The organism is Solibaculum intestinale, assembly GCF_040096205.1.
GTDB classification, from domain to species: domain Bacteria; phylum Bacillota; class Clostridia; order Oscillospirales; family Acutalibacteraceae; genus Solibaculum_A; species Solibaculum_A intestinale.
This window is the reverse complement of record NZ_JBBMFD010000004.1, coordinates 76,641-95,186: the sequence shown is the minus strand read 5'-3', so window position 1 is coordinate 95,186 and position 18,546 is coordinate 76,641. Positions and strand designations below refer to the sequence as shown.

Annotated in this window: 19 protein-coding genes; 11 read left to right on the top strand and 8 right to left on the bottom strand. The window is 54.2% G+C overall.

Going from position 1 to position 18,546, the window contains the following annotated elements:
* Positions 1-54 precede the first annotated feature (54 nt).
* Together WMO26_RS04115 and WMO26_RS04110 are read right to left on the bottom strand one after the other, a co-directional pair.
* Positions 55-480, bottom strand: a complete 426-nt coding sequence (locus WMO26_RS04115) for an RNHCP domain-containing protein (protein ID WP_349218335.1) — start codon at positions 478-480, stop codon at positions 55-57.
* 256 nt (positions 481-736) lie between these two features.
* A complete protein-coding gene (locus WMO26_RS04110) occupies positions 737-1,099 on the bottom strand; it encodes a hypothetical protein (protein WP_349218333.1) in 363 nt (120 codons plus the stop codon).
* Between the two features lie 418 nt (positions 1,100-1,517).
* On the opposite strand from WMO26_RS04110, the gene WMO26_RS04105 reads away from it, so the two are divergent.
* From WMO26_RS04105 to WMO26_RS04095, 3 genes are all read left to right on the top strand, one after another.
* Positions 1,518-1,667 carry a hypothetical protein gene (locus WMO26_RS04105; protein ID WP_349218332.1) on the top strand — a complete coding sequence of 50 codons (150 nt, stop codon included), beginning with the start codon at positions 1,518-1,520 and terminating at the stop codon, positions 1,665-1,667.
* Positions 1,668-1,830: 163 nt separating this feature from the next.
* Positions 1,831-3,303, top strand: coding sequence for a rhamnulokinase (locus WMO26_RS04100; protein WP_349218331.1), 1,473 nt, complete (start codon positions 1,831-1,833; stop codon positions 3,301-3,303).
* A 130-nt stretch (positions 3,304-3,433) separates the two neighbouring features.
* Positions 3,434-4,633, top strand: a complete 1,200-nt coding sequence (locus WMO26_RS04095; RefSeq protein WP_349218329.1) for a Gfo/Idh/MocA family protein — start codon at positions 3,434-3,436, stop codon at positions 4,631-4,633.
* A gap of 259 nt (positions 4,634-4,892) precedes the next feature.
* On the opposite strand, the gene WMO26_RS04090 is transcribed toward WMO26_RS04095, so the two are convergent.
* Genes WMO26_RS04090 through WMO26_RS04080 form a run of 3 tightly spaced genes read right to left on the bottom strand, consistent with a single transcriptional unit; the run spans position 4,893 to position 7,410 of the window.
* Complete coding sequence (locus WMO26_RS04090; protein ID WP_349218328.1) at positions 4,893-5,735, bottom strand: metal ABC transporter permease; 843 nt, start codon at positions 5,733-5,735, stop codon at positions 4,893-4,895.
* Positions 5,735-6,475: a metal ABC transporter ATP-binding protein gene (locus WMO26_RS04085; RefSeq protein ID WP_349218327.1), complete on the bottom strand. Its 741-nt coding sequence runs from the start codon at positions 6,473-6,475 to the stop codon at positions 5,735-5,737. Before WMO26_RS04085 ends, WMO26_RS04090 begins: the two co-directional genes overlap by 1 nt.
* Positions 6,472-7,410 carry a metal ABC transporter substrate-binding protein gene (locus WMO26_RS04080; RefSeq protein ID WP_349218326.1) on the bottom strand — a complete coding sequence of 313 codons (939 nt, stop codon included), beginning with the start codon at positions 7,408-7,410 and terminating at the stop codon, positions 6,472-6,474. The genes WMO26_RS04085 and WMO26_RS04080 overlap by 4 nt, the downstream gene beginning before the upstream one ends.
* A 261-nt stretch (positions 7,411-7,671) precedes the next feature.
* Between WMO26_RS04080 and WMO26_RS04075 the strand changes: the two genes are divergently transcribed.
* Complete coding sequence (locus WMO26_RS04075) at positions 7,672-9,261, top strand: S1C family serine protease (RefSeq protein ID WP_349218324.1); 1,590 nt, start codon at positions 7,672-7,674, stop codon at positions 9,259-9,261.
* 252 nt (positions 9,262-9,513) lie between these two features.
* On the opposite strand, the gene WMO26_RS04070 is transcribed toward WMO26_RS04075, so the two are convergent.
* Positions 9,514-10,005 (bottom strand): MarR family winged helix-turn-helix transcriptional regulator, encoded by a 492-nt coding sequence (locus WMO26_RS04070; protein WP_349218322.1) that lies wholly within the window; start codon positions 10,003-10,005, stop codon positions 9,514-9,516.
* Positions 10,006-10,363: 358 nt separating this feature from the next.
* Between WMO26_RS04070 and WMO26_RS04065 the strand changes: the two genes are divergently transcribed.
* The 7 genes from WMO26_RS04065 to WMO26_RS04035 all read left to right on the top strand — a co-directional run bounded on the left by WMO26_RS04065 (position 10,364) and on the right by WMO26_RS04035 (position 16,565).
* Entirely contained in the window at positions 10,364-11,425 is a 1,062-nt protein-coding gene (locus tag WMO26_RS04065; protein ID WP_349218320.1) for a hypothetical protein, read from the top strand.
* Between the two features lie 85 nt (positions 11,426-11,510).
* On the top strand, positions 11,511-12,491 hold the full coding sequence (locus WMO26_RS04060) for an FAD:protein FMN transferase (protein ID WP_349218319.1): 981 nt from the start codon (positions 11,511-11,513) through the stop codon (positions 12,489-12,491).
* 296 nt (positions 12,492-12,787) lie between these two features.
* The gene (locus tag WMO26_RS04055) at positions 12,788-13,468 is read left to right on the top strand and encodes a DUF3298 and DUF4163 domain-containing protein (protein WP_349218318.1); all 681 of its coding nucleotides are present in this window, start codon (positions 12,788-12,790) and stop codon (positions 13,466-13,468) included.
* Positions 13,469-13,699: 231 nt separating this feature from the next.
* On the top strand, positions 13,700-14,272 hold the full coding sequence (locus tag WMO26_RS04050; protein WP_349218316.1) for a chromate transporter: 573 nt from the start codon (positions 13,700-13,702) through the stop codon (positions 14,270-14,272).
* The gene (locus tag WMO26_RS04045) at positions 14,272-14,844 is read left to right on the top strand and encodes a chromate transporter (protein ID WP_349218315.1); all 573 of its coding nucleotides are present in this window, start codon (positions 14,272-14,274) and stop codon (positions 14,842-14,844) included. The genes WMO26_RS04050 and WMO26_RS04045 overlap by 1 nt, the downstream gene beginning before the upstream one ends.
* Positions 14,845-14,978: 134 nt before the next feature.
* Complete coding sequence (dapA, locus tag WMO26_RS04040; RefSeq protein ID WP_349218314.1) at positions 14,979-15,923, top strand: 4-hydroxy-tetrahydrodipicolinate synthase; 945 nt, start codon at positions 14,979-14,981, stop codon at positions 15,921-15,923.
* 147 nt (positions 15,924-16,070) lie between these two features.
* Positions 16,071-16,565, top strand: a complete 495-nt coding sequence (locus WMO26_RS04035; protein WP_349218312.1) for a hypothetical protein — start codon at positions 16,071-16,073, stop codon at positions 16,563-16,565.
* A 67-nt stretch (positions 16,566-16,632) separates the two neighbouring features.
* Here the strand turns inward: WMO26_RS04035 and WMO26_RS04030 are convergent, their stop codons facing one another.
* Positions 16,633-17,280, bottom strand: coding sequence for a redox-sensing transcriptional repressor Rex (locus tag WMO26_RS04030; protein ID WP_349218310.1), 648 nt, complete (start codon positions 17,278-17,280; stop codon positions 16,633-16,635).
* Between the two features lie 83 nt (positions 17,281-17,363).
* Entirely contained in the window at positions 17,364-18,530 is a 1,167-nt protein-coding gene (locus tag WMO26_RS04025; protein ID WP_349218309.1) for an isocitrate/isopropylmalate family dehydrogenase, read from the bottom strand.
* Positions 18,531-18,546 lie beyond the last annotated feature (16 nt).

Below are 18,546 nucleotides of genomic sequence, written 5' to 3'. Positions count from 1 at the left end.
AACGTACCATCTGATCCGTTGGCTCTGCGAATTTACAGCAAACATTTGTCCATTTCACTTCATGCTTCCGTCGCCGCCCATCAGCTTTGTCATTTCCTCCACACGCTCTAAAGGGAACGGCGGGGTGCACAAAGGCTGCATGGCGATGGACATCAGCTTCATGGGATTGTCATCGGCCGCCACCCGGTTGGAGGACAGCTTGCCGCAGCGCTTACACCGATGGATCACTGCCCATTCGCCGCGCTTGCGCACCCAGACGCCGATGGGTTCCATAATGCCGCCGCAGTCCGCCGCCCGGTCGCCCGGCTCCTCGTCCACATGGAGGCTACAAAGGCAGTTGGGACAATGGTTGCGATGGTCGCTGCCCGCACCGGCGGCTACCACCAGGCGGCCGCAGACTTTGCAGGTAAAACTGTCGCTGCAGGGGTGAGTTTTATAATACCCCTTTTCAAAGGTTTTTCGTTTATTTTCCCGATTCATGGGGATAATTCCTCCTAAAAAGTTTTAAAACCTTTTGGGAGGCTTGAGCAATTGAATTGTTACGCAAACCTCCCGGTCAGCGCACAATTACCGATTTACAATAACGTTTCAAAAAGCAAACTCCTTTTATTTTAGATCGTTTTCCTTTGCGGCGGTTCGCCGTAACACCATCCTATCACAACCAGCGGGATATAGGAAGACCAAACCGTCTTTTTCTTTCTTCCATTTTCAGAAAAATATAGCTTTGTTGGTCGGCCTATACGTTTGCGCTCGCCTGAGGCTGGGGATACGGATTGGCGATGGCATACTCCATTTCGTTGACGCGGGCCTGCAGCATTTTTTTGATGGCGATGCCCCAGAAGCCCTTGAGACCCATTTCGCCCGCATAGACGCCGGGAAGAATTGCAAACTTAATCCACGCCTGCACGCCCACCGAGTCGCCCAGGTACTCGTACTTGAAAAACTGCGGAGCCGTCATCAGCCCCACGCCTTTTTTCCAGACATCTTCGCCTTCGTATTTGACATAGGTAAAACCTTCCCGTTGTAAAATCGGCACCAAAAGGGCGTCAATTTCCTCCTTCGAACGGGTGGTCGCAATGCGGTTGACATACCGAGACATCTTTATTTCCCCTTTCTTCCTGCCTGGCGTTTTTCTATGAAACAGTATACCATAGCATGGAATTTCTGTAAACGTGATTTCCACGGTTTCTCCGCAGCACCGTCAAATCCCGCCCAAGCTTTTCCGGTTCTCCCGTGAATCCTGCCCAAACGCGGGGAATGGTGGATTTTCTTATTTACAACCGTTTTGGTCTGTATTATAATAATAACATCCATATAGACATGGTGTAAATTTCCAAATCTATTGAAAGTGAGGAATGATTTGTCACATATAGAAAAAAGCTTTTGAATTCGCCCGTGAAGCTTACGCGGCAGCGGGTGTAGATGCTGGCAAAGCCATTGAACTGGCCGGCCGTACTCTCATCTCTCTGCATTGCTGACAGGGCGACGACACGCCCGGTTTTAAACGAAGCGATTCTATGACTGGCAGCGATCCTGACCGCGCCCGTACGCTGGAAGCGCTGCTCGAGCCGGTTGCCACTGTCAGGAAGTACAAGCGGGAAGGTGACAAATCCCGCCGCCTGGCCCTTTCCCAGAAAGCCCTCACGATGCCGGGATTACCACTGTGACAAGAAGAAAATGCCGGTGGGTATGGACTGGACCGACGAAGTCCGTGCCTACGAGAAGGACACCTTTTCAAGAGATAAGCGGCCAATAAATGAGATTTTTATCGGCGGGGCGCGGCAAAAGCCGTACCCCGCCGCATAGTTACATAAGGGAGGAACAAACATCATGGCGAACAAACGCGTGCTTGCCTTTGACTTCGGTGCGTCCAGCGGCCGCGCCATCTTAGGCACCTTTGACGGGAAAACCATTTCCCTGCAGGAAATTCACCGCTTTTCCAACGACCCGGTCAGTCTCAACGGAACCCTTTATTGGGACATTCTGCGCCTCTACCATGAAATCAAACAGGGCCTCATCAAGGCGAAGTTGGCCGGCGGGTTTGACTGCGTGGGCATCGACACCTGGGGGGTGGACTTCGGCCTGTTCGACGAGGAGGGCCGCCTCTTGGAAAACCCGATTCATTATCGGGATGCGCGCACCGAGGGGATTATGGAGGAGCTGTTCAAAGTGATCCCCAAGGAAGAAATCTATGAAAACACGGGCATTCAGTTCATCGCACTCAACACCATCAATCAGCTCTTCTCTTTGTCAAAGAACCGTCCGGAACTTTTAAAGCGGGCCCACAAGCTGCTGCTGGTTCCCGACATGATGGTTTATTTCCTCACCGGAGCGGAGCATTCGGAGTACACCATGGCATCCACCACCCAGCTGATGAACCCCAACACCGGCGACTGGGCCTATTCTCTCTTTGACCGGTTGGGAATTCCGAAGGACATTTTTTGTGACATTGTGGATGCGGGTACCTGTGCTGGAAATTTGAAGGACGATTTGTGCAAGGAGCTGGGAATCCCCAGTGTTCCGGTTTATTATGTGGCCGGCCATGACACTGGTTCGGCAGTGGTTTCCGTTCCGGCCGAAGGGGACGACTTTGTGTACATTTCCAGCGGCACCTGGTCGCTGATGGGGACTGAATGCGAAAAGCCGGTCATCAACGAAAAGAGCCTGCAAAACAACTTTACCAACGAAGGCGGCTATGGACGCAACGTGCGCCTGCTCAAGAACATCATGGGCCTGTGGTTAATCCAGGAATCCCGCCGTCAGTGGCAGCGGGAAGGCTTTGAGGTCAGCTTTGCGGACTTGGAGCGGGAGGCTCTGGCCTGCAAGCCGTTTCAGTGCTTTGTGGACCCGGATTACGAGGCCTTCAACACTCCCGGCGATATGCCGGGCAAAATCCGGGACTACTGCCGCATGACCGGCCAGTATGTGCCCGAAAGCCGAGGCGAAGTCATGCGCTGCATCTACGAGAGCCTGGCCCTCAAATACCGCATGACCTTTAAGGCGCTTGAGGACCTGACCGGCCATCCTTATCCTTGCCTGCACATTGTGGGCGGCGGCACCAAGGACGGGCTTTTGTCCCAGTTTGCTTCCAACGCCTGCGGCGTCGAGGTCATCACCGGTCCCATTGAGGCCACCGCCATTGGTAACATTTCGGTTCAGCTTATGGCTATGGGCGAAATCGCCAACCTCAAGGAGGCCCGCAAGATCATCGCTTCCTCCTTTGAGCAGAAGAAGTACCAGCCCAAGGACGTGGACGCTTGGAACGAAGCGGCAAAGCGTTTTGCTGAGATAATCAAGCGGTAAAAGAAGAACCAATGTGTTTGGAAACAGAGAAAGAGTGTTTTAGCGGAGATCGCAAGCGCAGGAATAGAGAGTCCAACGGCATCTGAAGGAACGCTGGGGCTGCTTTCTGGAAAAGAGAGAATGAAAGACAATGAGCAAAAAGAGCATTTTGCTGGTGGGTGTGGGCGGCTACGGCCGCACCTACGTAGACCTGCTGCTAAACCACCTGGACCGGGAGGAATACCCGGTGGCAGGGGTGGTGGACCCTTTTGTGGAGAAATGTCCGCTGTATGACCGGATCCAGGAGGAGCAGATTCCCTGCTATGACACGATGGAAGCCTTTTACGAGGAGCATGAGGCGCTTTTGGCTGTGCTCGCTACCCCGATCAACCTGCATGCCGGGCAGGTAATTGAGGCCATGGAACACGGCTCTCATGTGCTGTGTGAAAAGCCTCTGGTGCCCAGGCTGCAGGACTTGGATGCCATTCGTCAAACCATGGCCCGTACCGGCAAACAGCTGAGCGTAGGGTTCCAGTGGTGCTTTTCCGATGTGATTTTGAAGGTGAAAAGGGCTATTCTGGCTGGGGAGTACGGCAGAGCCCTGCGTTTGCGCTCCTATACCGCCTGGCCCCGGGACTTTGTTTACTACGGCCGGGGCGGCGGCTGGGCCGGGAAATACCGGGCTCGGGACGGCAGCTATGTCTTGGATTCCATTGCCAGCAACGGCATCGCCCATTATCTGCACAACATGCTGTTTTTGCTGGGGGATCGGGTGAATACGAGTGCGCCCCTGGTGTCGATGAAGGCTGGGACCTACCGGGCCAACGCCATCGACACCTATGACACGGTGGCCTTTTCCGGGAAAACAGAGGAAGGAGTGCCGGTGTATTTCTACGGTACCCACGCCTGTAATTTCAGTATCGACCCGACTCTGGTCTATGAATTTGAAAAGGCCACCGTCACCTACAACCTGTTCCCACCCAAGGACCAAATCGTGGTTCACTACCGGGACGGCCGGGTGGAGCCGCTGGGTTCTCCCAACGATTCTAAGGAAAGCGGTAAGCTTCTGGGGACTTTGGGGCAGATTCTGGGGAAGAACCCCGCCTATTGCGGGCTTGATACCATCGTCCCTCACCTGGCGTGCTTTGACGCCTTGTCGGACTTTGTGCCGGTGTGGAATTTTCCGCAGGAGCTGGTGGTGGATACAGGGGAGCAGCGGTATGTTAAGGGGCTTCACTGGGACCTGTGGCGTTGTTTCGAAGAAGGAAAACTCCCTTCTCAGATGGGATTTGTCTGGGCGCAGCCGGAGGTAGCGGTGGATCTCACCAGTTATACGGCCTTTCAGGGATAGCTGATGGAAAAATTCTTAGGATAGAGAAAACGGGAGCCAAAGCGTTTCTCCTTCCGAAGAGAATCCCTGCGGAGGACAGAGAAGGTGCTATTTGTTTCTCCCAGGCAAATTGCGAGCATCGGTCTGCCTTTAGAAATAATCAAAGTTTTTTTCCAGAGCCTATGACGGAAATAGAAAAGACGTGCCTATTTCACGAAAAAGCGCAGCCGCCCATCAGGGCGGCTGCGCTTTTTTTGATAAAACGGCGCGGGAGCCGCAATTAGTTTCGCACCAGGCGCTTGAGAAAGAAGGTGGCGAAGAAGAAGACGGCGCTGACCAGGACAATGGTAGGTCCTGCCGCCGCCCCGTAGTAGTAGGACGCCACCAAGCCGATTACCCCTGCCGCCATAGAAAACAGCACGGAGAGCAAATGATACTGGCGCATGTTGCGGGCTACGTTGCGGCTGGCGGCGGCGGGGAGGATCAGCAGGGAATTGATGATGAGAATCCCTACCCAGCGGATGGAGATGGTGACGATCACGGCGATGACCAGGATAAAAATCAGCTCCATGGTCTTCACCGGAACCCCCCGGCTGGAGGCCAGGGTACTGTTGACGCTGATCTGCAGCAGCTTATTGAAGCAGAAAATCCAGAAAATCAGCGTCAGCACCAGAACCACCGCCAAAATGGCGATTTCCGCCGGCCGGATGGTCAAAATATCACCGATCAGATAAGAGGAGTACTTGGAGAATCCACCGCCAGAAGAGAGAAGCACCAGACCAAGTGCCACCGCCGTGGAGGAAAAGACGCTGATGACCGTGTCGCTGGACGAAACCCGGGAACGGCGGATGCTGTTTAACAGAATGGCGAACACGATGGCAAACAGGGTCATAGCCACCACCGGCTCGGAAATACCGAGAAGCACCCCGATGGCAATGCCGGTCAGGGCGGAATGGCCTAAAGCATCGGAAAAAAAAGCCAGCTTGTGGTCCACCACCATGGTCCCGATCATGCCGAAGATGGGGGTCAGCAGCAGCACCGCCAGCAGCGCGTTTTTCATAAAATCGTAATGCATGAAGGAGAACGGCAGAACCGATTCCATACATTCATAAATTGCTTCCATTACCGGTCCTCCGCTTCCACAAAAACGTTGAATTCCCGCTTAAAGGCGTCGCTTGCCATAACTTCTTTGGGTGTCCCCATGCTCAAAACCGTCTGGTCCAAAAGCAGCATTTTGTCCGCATACTGAGCCACGTAATGCAAGTCGTGGGACACCATGAGGATCGCCATATCCCGCTCCCGCTTGAGAGCGCCGAGCTTTTCGTAGAACACGCTCATGCCATTGCTGTCGATGCCGGAAACCGGCTCGTCAAGGATTAAAAGCTCAGGGGCCGGATGGGTGGCCACCGCCAGCAACACCCGCTGCAATTCGCCGCCCGACAGGTCGCAAAGCCGCCGGTCCAGCTTGTCGTCCATTTCAAATTCAGCCAGGTATTCCCCGATCTTTTGGTGGAGAAACCGCCCCTTGCTCAGAAAGACCGGACGGCGGGAAATCATGGCGGCAAAAAAGTCGTACACGCTCACTGGAGAATTGGGGTCCAAGTCCAGCTTTTGGGGGACATAGCCGATGCGAATGCGCCGTTCTTCCCCGGAGGGATCGTGAAACTGGATGCTGCCGGTGTGGCGCAGTTCCCCCAGCAGCGCTTTGAGCAGCGTCGTCTTGCCCGCCCCGTTTGGGCCGATGATGACCGTCAGCTCCCCGCAGTGCAGGTGAAAGCTTACATCGTGCAGAATTTGCGTTTTTCCCGAGGAAACCCCGATGTTTTTTATAGTCGTGCAGCACGACCCTTTCACATGCCTCATTGTCCCAATGCCTCCACTAACTGATTGAGATTTTCCTCCATGGCCTTCAGATACGCGTCCTTTTCATATGCGCCGGACACGCAAGGGTCCAGCGTGTAAACCTTCGCGCCTGTTTCCGCCGAAATGGTCTGAGCAAGCCTGGGTTCGTACTGGGGCTCGGCAAACAGGGCCCTGCATCCGCTTTCCTCCACCTTGTCGATGGTTTCGGTCAACTCCTGTACGGTCGGGTCGGTCCCCGGCTCGCGCTCAATGACCGCTTCCACATGCAGGCCGAATTCCTCGGCGAAATAGCCGAACGCCTCATGAAAGGTAACAATGCCCCGGTTCGGCAGGGGATCGATTGCCCCGTGCATTTTGGTTTTTAAATCGGAAAGTTTTGCTTTGTACTTCTGGGCGTTGATCTGATAAATGGCTTCATTCTGCGGGTCCGCCCTGGACAGGCCGTCGGCAATGTTCTGCACGTACTGCATATAGTTGGTGATGCTTACCCAGACATGGGGATTGCCCTCCTCACCGTGGTCATGATCCTCCGCCTCATGGTCGTGGCCTTCATGGTCGTGCTCTTCCTCGAGCAGTTCGATGCCGTCGCTGGCGGTGATCAGGGTGACCGACGGGTAGCTTTCCAGCACCTTCGAGAGAAAATCCTCCATGCCCGCCCCGTTGATCGCCAGCACGTCCGCTCCTTCCATGGCGATCAGGTCCTGGGGGGTCAGCTGATAATCATGCAGGCAGCCGGTGGTGGGCTGGGTTAGGTTTTGCAGCTCAACTCCATCCACCCCGTCTACCAGGTTGAGAGCGGCGATGTACACCGGGTAAAAGGAAGTCACCACCTTGATCCGGGCGCTTTCGCCGGACGGATGGGGATCGGAACAGCCGGAAAAGAAAAGACAGGCTGTCAGCAGCAAAGCCAGAATAATTGCAGTTTTTTTCTTCATAGACACCTTCCAAATGAAAAACAAGTTTGTTCGAATCCTATTTATTATAATAGCAGTATAACATACAGGGCAAGAGGAAACCGCGCATCCACCGGGATTTTTCCGAAATTTTCTTGGTCACACACTGTTAAAAATCATTTCATGTTGTATTTACCGGAAAAGCAAAAGTTTGAAACATCCAATGGATATGATAAAAGCACAGCAAGCGGGAAGGCCCGCACAAGCGTAGAGAAAAATTAGAATGACAGGAGAGGACCTATCATGTTGGATAACGAGAGAAACAACGGATTTGATTTTCAGGAGAATACTTATGGCGACGCCAACCAGCCCACTCCTCCGGTGCAGGACCCCCATGAAGAAAACGCAAGGGAACCTTACCAGGCCGGTGAGTCCCAGCCGACCGCTTCCGGCTGGCAGCAGCCTGTAGATGAAAACAACTGTACCTACCATTACGTCCGCCCGTCGGTGGACGAGACCAAATACAGCGGGTACCAAGCCCCAGGCTATGAAAATCCCGCTGCCGCCGTGCCGCCGTCTTCTGGGCAAGGCCAGGACCCTTATTCTTCCTATCAATATGGTTACCAGCCAAAAGACCCCATGGAGCACCTGCCCAATCCGCCGGTCACTCCGCCGCAGCAGCCCAAGCAGAAAAAAAAGAAAGAGAAACGGTCTTACAGCCTTGCTTCCATGATCGCCGTTTCGCTGGCTTCCGCCCTCATTTGCGGCGTTATTTCTTCCTCTGCCGTGGTGGTGCTCGGCGGCAGTCTCCAAAACGCTACTGCACCAACCTCTTCCCAGGGCGACTCCAGCACGCTCAACACCAATAACAATAAGACTGTCTACGTCAACGAAACCGACGAGGCCAACATCGGCACCGCCTACAACAAGGCTGCGCCCTCCGTGGTGGGCATCCGGGTGTCCACCCCCAGTACCGGCGGTTTCTACTATGGCCAGGGAAGCACCTCCGCCAGTGAAGGTTCGGGTGTGGTTTACACCACCGACGGTTACATCATTACCAACTATCACGTGATTTCCAGCGCTGTGGAGGGGAACACGTCCTCCAACAATCCCTTCGGCCAGCAGCTGCCCGCTCAAAATACCACCATTGAGGTTTTCCTTCCGGATAATCCGGACGAAGGCATCGCCGCTACCGTCGTCGGCTATGACGCAAGTGCGGACCTGGCGGTTTTGAAAATCAACAAAACCGGCTTGACCGCTATTGAAATCGGCGACTCCGATTCCATCCAGGTAGGCGAGAAGGCCATCGCCATCGGCAACCCTGGCGGCCTGGACTTTATGGGTTCGGTCAGCTCCGGCATCATCAGCGGCTTAAATCGTAAAATCCAGACCGAACAAGGGGTGGAAATGAACCTCATCCAGACCGACGCGGCCATCAACCCCGGTAATTCCGGCGGCGCCCTCGTCAACGTCAACGGCCAGCTCATCGGCATCAACAACTCCAAGATGGCCGGCGATAATTTCGAGGGCATGGGCTTTGCCATCCCGGTCAACGAAGTAGTGGAAATCTGCGACCGTCTCATTAAAAATGAGAACGCTCCCACCCCGTACATCGGCATCACTGCCAACTCCAGTTATGACGCGGAAACGTTGCAGCGCATGGGTTATCCGGCCGGCGTAGTGGTTTACTCCGTGTCGGTGGATTCGCCTGCCGCCGACGCAGGTATCCAGAGAAACGATATCATCACCAAGTTCAACGGTGTGGAGATATCCAGCTATCAGATGCTCAACAGCGAAAAGAACAAGTGCGCTCCCGGCGATACCGTCACCGTCACCGTTTACCGCAATGGCCAGTCCATTGACCTGCAGGTAACGCTGGGTTCCGCCTCCTAAAGGAGCGGCTGCTTAAAAAAACTGCCCGGCATGCGGGACTGATAACCGCCTGTTGCCTGCCATTATCCATTTGTTAAAAAAGGCGTGCGCCCGCACTGCGCAGGGCAGATCAAATACCGGGCGTCCGGGTTGCCCTTTCCTTCCCGGACGCCTCGTAAAGGAAAAAAGAAATCCCCCGGCTTTTGAGGAGACGCCGCCTGGTGCGGTACTCCTTCCCCGCCGGGGGATTTCTGCGCAAAAACAGGGTTTCTCTCAGACCGGATAGGTCGGCTCGTTCATCGACGCCGAGGCGGCCATATGAACAGGATAATGCAGATCCGCCGCAATGGAATCGGCGTTGCGGCGGATGGTTCCCAAGGTGTCGAAAAATTGCGCCGCCTGCAACTCGGTTACTCCTTCCATCATCCGGGAATACCAATCTCCCACCAATTGATCGATCTGATCGCGTTTTTCATAGGCCTTTTCCGTCAAATAAACGCTTTTGACCCGCTTATCCACCTTGTCCTTGACCCGGAACACATAGTCTTTCTCCTCCAAAGACTTGATGCCGCGGGATACTGTGGCCTTGTCCAGGTAGGTCAGTTTTGACAGTTCATCCTGGCTGGTGCCGTTGGCGTTGTAGAGCATATACAGCAGGGAAAACTCAATGTTGGTCAGACGAAGGGAAGCCAAATGTTTGGAGAGAAACATTTGAAAGTTATAGAAAATCCCCAGAAAGTCCTTTCCCACGGTAAAAAGAGACATGCCGCATCATCCTTTTCTTTTGTGTTGGTGAAAGTTCTAGGAACCCAAATCGGGTACAGCTGGAAAGAATGCAAAAATTATAGCATATTGGAAGACAAATAACAATGTTTTTCCCTTAACCATCCGGATTTTTTACCGAAAAATATACAGCAAAACTGAAATTTTATTCCAATATATCTTTGATTTTGTCTGGTTTTTTCAATGAGAATCGACAAAATTTGCGATCAAAATGACAACTTACATAAATTTTCCTGTGAAAAGATGAATAGTTTGTAAAGTCGTTGGGAATGATAGACATTTTTTCGATTGTGTTGTATAATCAAGTCGGAAACCTATTGAGAAAGGCAGTTGGAAAACGTTGAAATTATTAAAACGTGCTGCCGCGGCGGCGATGGCGTTGGTCCTCGCGCTGGCGGCAACCGGATGCGACCGCATCCGACAGGACGATATCGCGGTGACCGGCGTGGAAAACTCCGTTTCCGTCGGCGTCTACCGTGCGTTCCAGGTAGACAATACTGGCAACGCCATGGCGTATGTGGAAAACACGGAGGACTTGGCCAGCCAAACCATCGACGGGAAACCCGCGGCCCAGTGGATCAAAGAGCAGACTGAATCCCAGCTGCGGTACTACATCGGTGTGGAAGCAAAGCTGCGGGAGCTGGGGAAAATCCCGCTCACCAGCGAACAGCAGGAGAGTATAAAAGAAAGCGCTGAGACTCAATGGACCACCAACGGAGCGTCTCTCTATTACGAGCCCAACAACGTTTCAAAGAAAAGCTTTGAGACATATATTTACTATAAGTCTCTGCCGCCCATCCTTTTGGAAGCTATGTATGGCAAGGACGGGGCCGAGGCGGTTTCCGACGAGCAGCTTCTGGCCTTTGCGAAGGACAATGTGCTGATGGCCAGCTATATGTGGGTGCTTAAAAATGCGGCCGTCGTTTCCGGAGCGGAGGAAAAGAACGCCGCGCTGGTGGAAACCTTTGAAGGCTACCGGGACGGCGTCAACAACGGTCAGATGACCTGGGCGGACGTGGTCGCGGCGGAAGAGAGCCGGATGAATTCCGATTCCACCCAGCCCAAGAGCAGCAACAAGGAAACCTGGGTGAATTCCAAAACTGCGGTCAATCTGACCGATGCGATCAAGGAACAGTTCTTTGCCACCGCGCCTGGAAAGGCGCTGCTGGTTCCCGACGCGCCCAGCAACATGATTTATTTCTTCGTGCGCTTTACCGACGAACAGATGCTTTCCTACATCAATGAAAACCGTACGGAGATTCTCAGCCAGTATACGGGCGGTTCTTTGGAAGAGGACATGACGACCTACGGAGAAGCCCTTTCCATCACGTTTGACGAAGAAAAGCTCAGCGTCCTTTCCATAGAAGACATTGTCATCGACACCGGGGACGATGAAGAATAACCATACACCGAACACAGGAACTTTATCTGCATCCGTGCGGCACCGCGCCGCACGGATGCATTTGATTCGGGAGGATGTTTATACTATGAGGAAAAAAGCGGCGGTGATCGGATGCCTGGCCGTGCTTTTGTTTGCGGTCCTGTTTTCCGGCTGCAGCCGTCTTCCCCATGAGCCCATCCAGCGGCAGGACTTTTTGTTCGACACCATCGTCACCGTCACCATTTATGACAAGGAGGACGAGGGGCTGCTTTCCCAGTGTATGGAGCTGGGGCGGCGGTATGAGAACCTGTTCAGCCGCACCAAGGAAGGGAGCGACATTTGGCGGATCAACCACGCGAACGGGCAGCCGGTTGCCGTTTCCGAGGAAACCGTTCAGTTGATCGAAACAGCCCTGTCCTACTGTGACCTGTCGAACGGCGGGTATGACATCACCATCGGCGCGGTGTCCGAGCTGTGGGACTTCCGGGCCGAAGAACCGTCGCTCCCCGCAAGCGGGCGGATGGCGGAGGCTCTTAAAACAGTGGACTACCGAGGCGTAAAAGTGGACGGCGGCACCGTGGCCCTCGCCGTACCCGGCGCGCAGCTGGATTTGGGATCCATCGCCAAGGGGTATATCGCCGACCGGATGGCGGACCTGCTGCGCGGACAGGGAGTCCAAAGCGCGATTCTCGACCTGGGCGGCAATATCTATGTGTTGGGCGGCAAACCAGATGGGACGGAGTTTCGGGTAGGGCTTCAGTCTCCGTTTGACGAAAGCCAGCTGGGCGCCGTGTCGGTAAAAGACAAATCCCTGGTTACTTCCGGGATCAACCAGCGGGGATTCACCATAGACGGCAAGCGCTACCATCATCTGCTTGACCCTAAGACCGGCTATCCCATTGAGAACGGACTCGCCAGCGTGACGGTGGTCACCGACCGGTCGGTGGATGGGGACGCACTGTCCACGGTGCTGTTCTGCCTGGGGGAAGAACAAGGGATGGAGCTAGCCGAACGTCTGGGAATCCAGGCGGCGTTCGTGCGCGACGACGGACAGATCGTGCAGACGGCTGACATGAGGCTTTCGTAGCCCGGAACGAGCGAACGGCCGCTTTCTTCTGCGCTTGTCTCCTGCCGGCAACCATACGTCAAAAACCGCAAAACGAGCGGGATTTCCGCTTGCGGCGGAGCAATCAAAAAAGCGGATTTCATTCAAAATTTTTTAAGAAATAAATGAGAAAAATGCGCTGCCTGATTTTTTCATCTTCATATCCATCCATTGACACGGTTTAAGGCACGCATGGAGGACATGCTATTGATGCGGCGGAAAAACCGCCGCGTCAATAGCAGCTTGAAAAAAGCCCGAGCGCAAAGGGCGGAGATTTTATGAAAAAAGCAATCTCAGTATTGTGTGCAGCGGTTTTTATGATGGCGGTGGGAACTCCGGTTCTCGCAGCGCAGTCCAACGTGCGGATTCAATCGGTCCAGGAAGAAATCACAGGCGAACGGGCACGGTTTTCAGTATCCTATCCAAGACTGACCTGTATGAGCGATGAAAAAGCCCAGGAACGTCTGAATGTGATGCTGGCCGAACAGGCCAAACGTGCCAAGGTTGAAGTCAAAGCGGCCATGGAAAAGGGCGACCCTGTCGATGGGGAAATCGGCTTTGAAACGGCTCGAAACGGTGGCGGCATTGTAAGCCTGGTCATTCACGAATATCTGTACACCGGAGGCGCAAATGGGCGGACCACAAAAGAAGGGTTTACCTTTTTGAGCACCACCGGACAGAAACTGGAATTGATGGATCTGCTCAAGCCCGACAGCGGAGCCCTGGAAACCATCAATGGAGAAATCAGCCGGCAGATTGAGGAGAGAGGCCTTGTAGACGAGCAAATCGAAGAATTTACGAGCATTGCAAGAAATCAACCCTATTATCTGACCTGTGATTCTCTGGTGATTCTCATTCCGGAAATGACGCTGTTTGCACACTCCGCTGGCGTCGTGGAATTCCCAATTCCTCTGACCCAGATGGAAGACCAAGTGCAGGATTTTGTAAAACCGTGCTGACACACGGCAGCGGACGGCAGCAGCCGTCCGCTGTTTTTTTACAGGAAGATGCGGTTGCTTTTTTCAAAAATGGATTATAATGAATCAATAGCCTGCCAGCCTTCAAATGCCGCCTGGCGAAAAGAAAAAACCGGTACATAAGAAACCTTTCGCGGCAGAGGACCGGAAACGGTTTGAAGATGAATCAAACGCACCGGTCCGGCGAATCGGCTTTCTAAAAAGGAGCGCTTCATGAAACACAAGATTTCTTTTTATTGGAAGTTATTTTCTTCTACTTTTTCCTTAAGCGCCTTCACGTTTGGAGGCGGTTATGTCATTATCCCGCTGATGCGAAAGAAATTCGTTGAGCAGTACCAATGGATCGGGGAAGAGGAGATGCTGGACCTGACCGCTATCGCCCAGTCCTCACCAGGGGCCATTGCGGTCAACGCCTCCATCCTCATCGGGTACCGCCTGGCTGGAATCCCCGGGGCGCTGGTGACGATTTTGGGAACCGTCCTGCCGCCTTTGCTGATTCTGTCGGTCCTTTCCTATATTTACTCCGCCTTTCGCGCCAACCGGGTAGTAGCCGCGGTACTCAAGGGAATGCAGGCGGGAGTGGCGGCGGTCATTTTTGATGTGGTAGTGGGTATGGCGATCCAGGTGGGCAAGGAAAAGAAGCTCATTCCCATTCTTTTGATGATCGGGTCATTTGCCGCCGCCTATCTGCTTGAATGGAATGTAATCCTGATTCTGCTCATCTGCGGCCTGCTGGGAGCGGGCCGCGCTCTTTACGGGGAGCGTAAGGGAAGGGAGAAGGAATGATGGCCTATCTTGCACTTTTTTGGAGTTTTTTTCAGATCGGCCTTTTCAGCATCGGGGGAGGGTACGCCGCCATGCCGCTGATCCAGGAGCAGGTGGTGGGGAGAAACGGCTGGCTGAGCCTGGGAGAGTTTGCCGATGTAGTAACCTTGTCCCAAATGACGCCCGGCCCCATCGCCATCAACGCCGCCACTTTTGTGGGTATCCGGGTGGGCGGAGTCGGCGGCGCCATCGTGGCTACGCTGGGCTGTATCGCGCCCTCCTGTATCATCGTGCTCATCCTGGCAAAGCTTTATTACAAATACCGGTCTCTGTCGCTGATCAAGGGAGTGCTTGCAGGGCTGCGCCCGGCAGTGGTGGCGCTGATCGCGGCGGCGGGCATGTCTATCTTGACTCTGTCCTTCTGGGGAACAGGTGCAGAAATCGGTCCGGCTTCTACCGATTGGGTCGCGATCGTCCTTTTTGCGGCCGGTTTTTTCGTACTGCGCAAGTGGAAGCCAAACCCAATTTTCGTCATGCTGGGAGCGGGTGCCTTGGGCGGCGCGCTTTATCTGATTCTGGACCTTCCCGTGTGAACACGGCCTTAACATCCAAGCCGGTTTCTTTATGGGATCTTTTCTTGAGTTTTTCCTCTCACAGGACTATATTGATACCAGCAGGCACGCCACCTGCACCAAAAGGAAATTTTCCAAAAACGAGAGGGTTTATCATGAAAAAAACCGTGTTTCGAGGTTGCGCCACCGCCATCGTCACTCCCATGAAGGATGACGGCGCCATTGATTACCACATACTTAACGCGTTGCTGGAGCACCAGCTTGCAAACCATGCCGATGCCATCGTCGTAGCCGGGACCACCGGGGAAGCTTCCACCATGACCGATGAAGAGCATCTGGAAGTCATCCGTTTTACCGCCTCGGTGGTAAACGGCCGGGTGCCGGTGATCGCCGGCGTGGGAGGCAACTGCACCCAGCACGCGGTCAGCCTTTCCAAGCTCGCTCAGAAAGCGGGCGCGGATGCTCTGTTACACGTAACCCCCTACTACAATAAGACCTCCCAGGAGGGGCTCTATCAGCATTTCAAAGCCTGCGCCCAGGCAGCCGACCTGCCGGTTATCCTTTATAACGTCCCTTCCCGCACCGGCGTGAACATCCAGCCGGATACCTGTGTGCGGCTTTGCGAGGTGGAAAATATCGTCGGTATCAAAGAAGCCAGCGGCAGCGTCTCCCAGATGGCTCAGATCGCCGCCCGCTGCGGCAACCGGCTGGACATCTACTGTGGCAACGACGACCAGATCACCCCGTCCCTTTCACTGGGCGCCAAGGGTGTGATTTCGGTGCTGGCCAACCTGCTGCCTCATGTAGTCCACGACATCTGCCAGAGCTACCGGGACGGCAACGTCCAGCACAGCACGTCGCTGCAGCTGCAGTATCTGGATTTGATCGGAGCTTTGTTTTCCGACGTCAATCCTATTCCGGTCAAGCAGGCCCTGCGGTTTATGGGCGTGCCGGTGGGGTCCTGCCGTCTGCCCTTGTGCGAGATGGAGCAGGAGAAGGCGGAAAAGCTGTGGAAGGTGATGCAAAAGCATGGCCTTTGTGCGGCGAGCCGGACATATTTTGCCTTGCCGATTCTAAATGGGAAAATGGTTTCCGCGTAAAATTCTGGAGATATCCGCTTGTCTGCGGTTTTATTTGAACAGGAGGCAGCCGACTGTTTCGGCGGCCTCCTTTCTATCTTTTGCGGTGGAAACTTTTATGTTAAAATAAAGTTATGAATTGATGGAACAGGAAAGAAGGGCATTTTCGTGAGAAAAGAGTCTATGCTATTAGAGGTTACGCAAGAAAAATTCCAGGAACGATTTTTGGAACAGATAGATACCTCCTGTTCTTTTCATCAGGACAGGGACTTTCGGGGAAAACTGTTGGAAAAGCATTCGTTTTATTTCTACCGCATTCCTTGTATCCGCAATTCCTGGGTAACGGTGTTAAAGGGTGAGATTGTAGGGGATACTATCTCCTATACATACACGAAAATGACAGTGGCGATTATCCTTTCCATTGTGATCGCAGCTATCCCATTTTTGTTGCTATTGTCTTCTTTTCTGCCTCTTTTTCTTCTACCTATATTAGAGGATTCAAAAAAGCTGGTTTTCGATATGGTCACGAATGGGGTCTGGATCTGCGTTCCTGCGGCTGTCATAAGTGGAATTTGCGTTCTTCCTCTTTTTATTAAAACCAGAGTGGCAAAGGATGCGCTCAAGCAAAAGCTTCGAGAGCTCTGTGAAGCGGGAGAGAAATAAAAAATGCAAAAACGCGGGACCATCATGGTCCCGCGTTTTTGCATCCGGCGTACTGGGAAAAAAGAGCCTATTCTTTTCTCTCCAGCTCAGAAACCCGGTAGCTTAAAGTCAAGAGGCTGTCCCCCAAATGAACGTTTTCGATGACCGCATCAGGGAAATGGACCGACAGGTCATAGTGGCTGAAATTCCAGAACCCCTTGATGCCGAGCTTGGTCAGGCGGGTTGCCATCTCATGGGTGGACTCTCTCGGGATACACAGCACCGCCACCGCCGGATGGTTGCGGCTGCAAAATTCCTCCAAGCCCCGGCTGTCCTGCACCGGGATTCCCTTGATGACCTGGCCGATGAGGTTGGGATTTTGATCGAAAATGCCGATCAGGTCGAACCCGCGGGTTTCAAACGCCATGTGGTTGGCGATGGCGCGCCCCAAATTGCCAGCGCCGATCAGGATCGCCCGGCGGCGCTTGTCTGTCCCCAGGATTTTCCCGATTTCCCGGTACAGCTGGTCCACGATATACCCGTATCCCTGCTGCCCGAACCCACCGAAGCAGTTGAGATCCTGCCGGATCTGCGACGCGGTCAGCCCCATGCGCTGGGAAAGCTCCCGTGACGAAATGCGGGTGACCCCGTGCTTGAGCAGGTCCCCTAGAAACCGGTAGTACCGGGGAAGGCGCCGGATTACCGACATGGAGATGTTTTCCCGTTTGTTGCTCATCGTTTCTCATCCTTTGTTCTGATAGCCGTGGGGTTGCAAGAAAAGGGCACGGCCCGGGCCGTGCCCTTTTTGTCCGCCTGGAATTAGTTCTGCATGGCCTCGATGGTCTGCATCACGTATTCGCCGAACTGGCTGCAGGTCGCGCCCGTGTCCCGCCCGGTGATGACGTACTTCTTCTCTTCGTACATGCACTTGTCCAGCGCTTTTTCCAGCAGGTCCGCCTTTTCCTGGCGGCCGATGTGGGAAAGGAGCATCACCGCCGCGCGCAGCATGGAACAGGGGTCGGCGTACTGGCCGCGGCCTTCGTTCATCATGCGGGGAGCGGAGCCGTGGATGGCTTCGAACATGGCGTAATGCTTGCCCAGGTTCGCGCTGCCGGCGGTACCTACGCCGCCCTGGAACTCCGCAGCCTCGTCGGTGATGATGTCGCCGTAGAGGTTCGGCAGGATAAACACCTTGAAGTCAGTGCGGCGCTTCTCGTCGATCAGCTTCGCGGTGGTGATGTCAATGTACCAGTCGTCGGTGATGATCTCCGGGTATTCCTTGCCAATCTCCTGGCAAAGGCGCAGAAACTTGCCGTCGGTGGTCTTGACCACGTTTGCCTTGGTGATGATGGAAACCCGCTCCTTCTTATTCTTGCGGGCATAGTCGTAAGCAAGGCGGGCGATACGCTCAGTGCCCTGGGTGGTGGTAACGGTAAAGTCCACCGCCAGGTCGTCGGTCACGTTGACGCCGCAGGAACCCAAGGTATAGGCGCCTTCTGTGTTCTCCCGGAAGAAGGTCCAGTCAATCCCCTTTTCCGGAACCTTTACCGGACGGACGTTGGCGAACAGGTCGAGCTCCTTACGCATGGCCACGTTTGCCGACTCGATGTTGGGCCACGGATCACCGGCACGGGGCGTGGTGGTCGGGCCCTTCAGAATGACGTGGCACTTTTTCAGCTCGGCGAGCACGTCGTCGGGAATCGCCTTGCCCACTTCGGCACGATGCTCAATGGTCAGCCCGTCGATGGTGCGAAACTCCACCTTGCCCGCCTCAACCTCATCCTTGAGGAGGTACTCGAGCACCCGGGCGGCTTCATTGGTGATGATCGGGCCGATCCCGTCCCCGCCGCACACGCCGATGATCAGCTTGTCAAGGTGCTCAAAATCGGTGAACTCCTTGTCCGCCTTCATCCGTTCGACCCGTTCGAGCTGGGCGCGCATGACCTGTTCAAATTTTGTTAGGGCTGCCGTGATTTTGTCTTCCATTCGTGTTTCCTCCTGG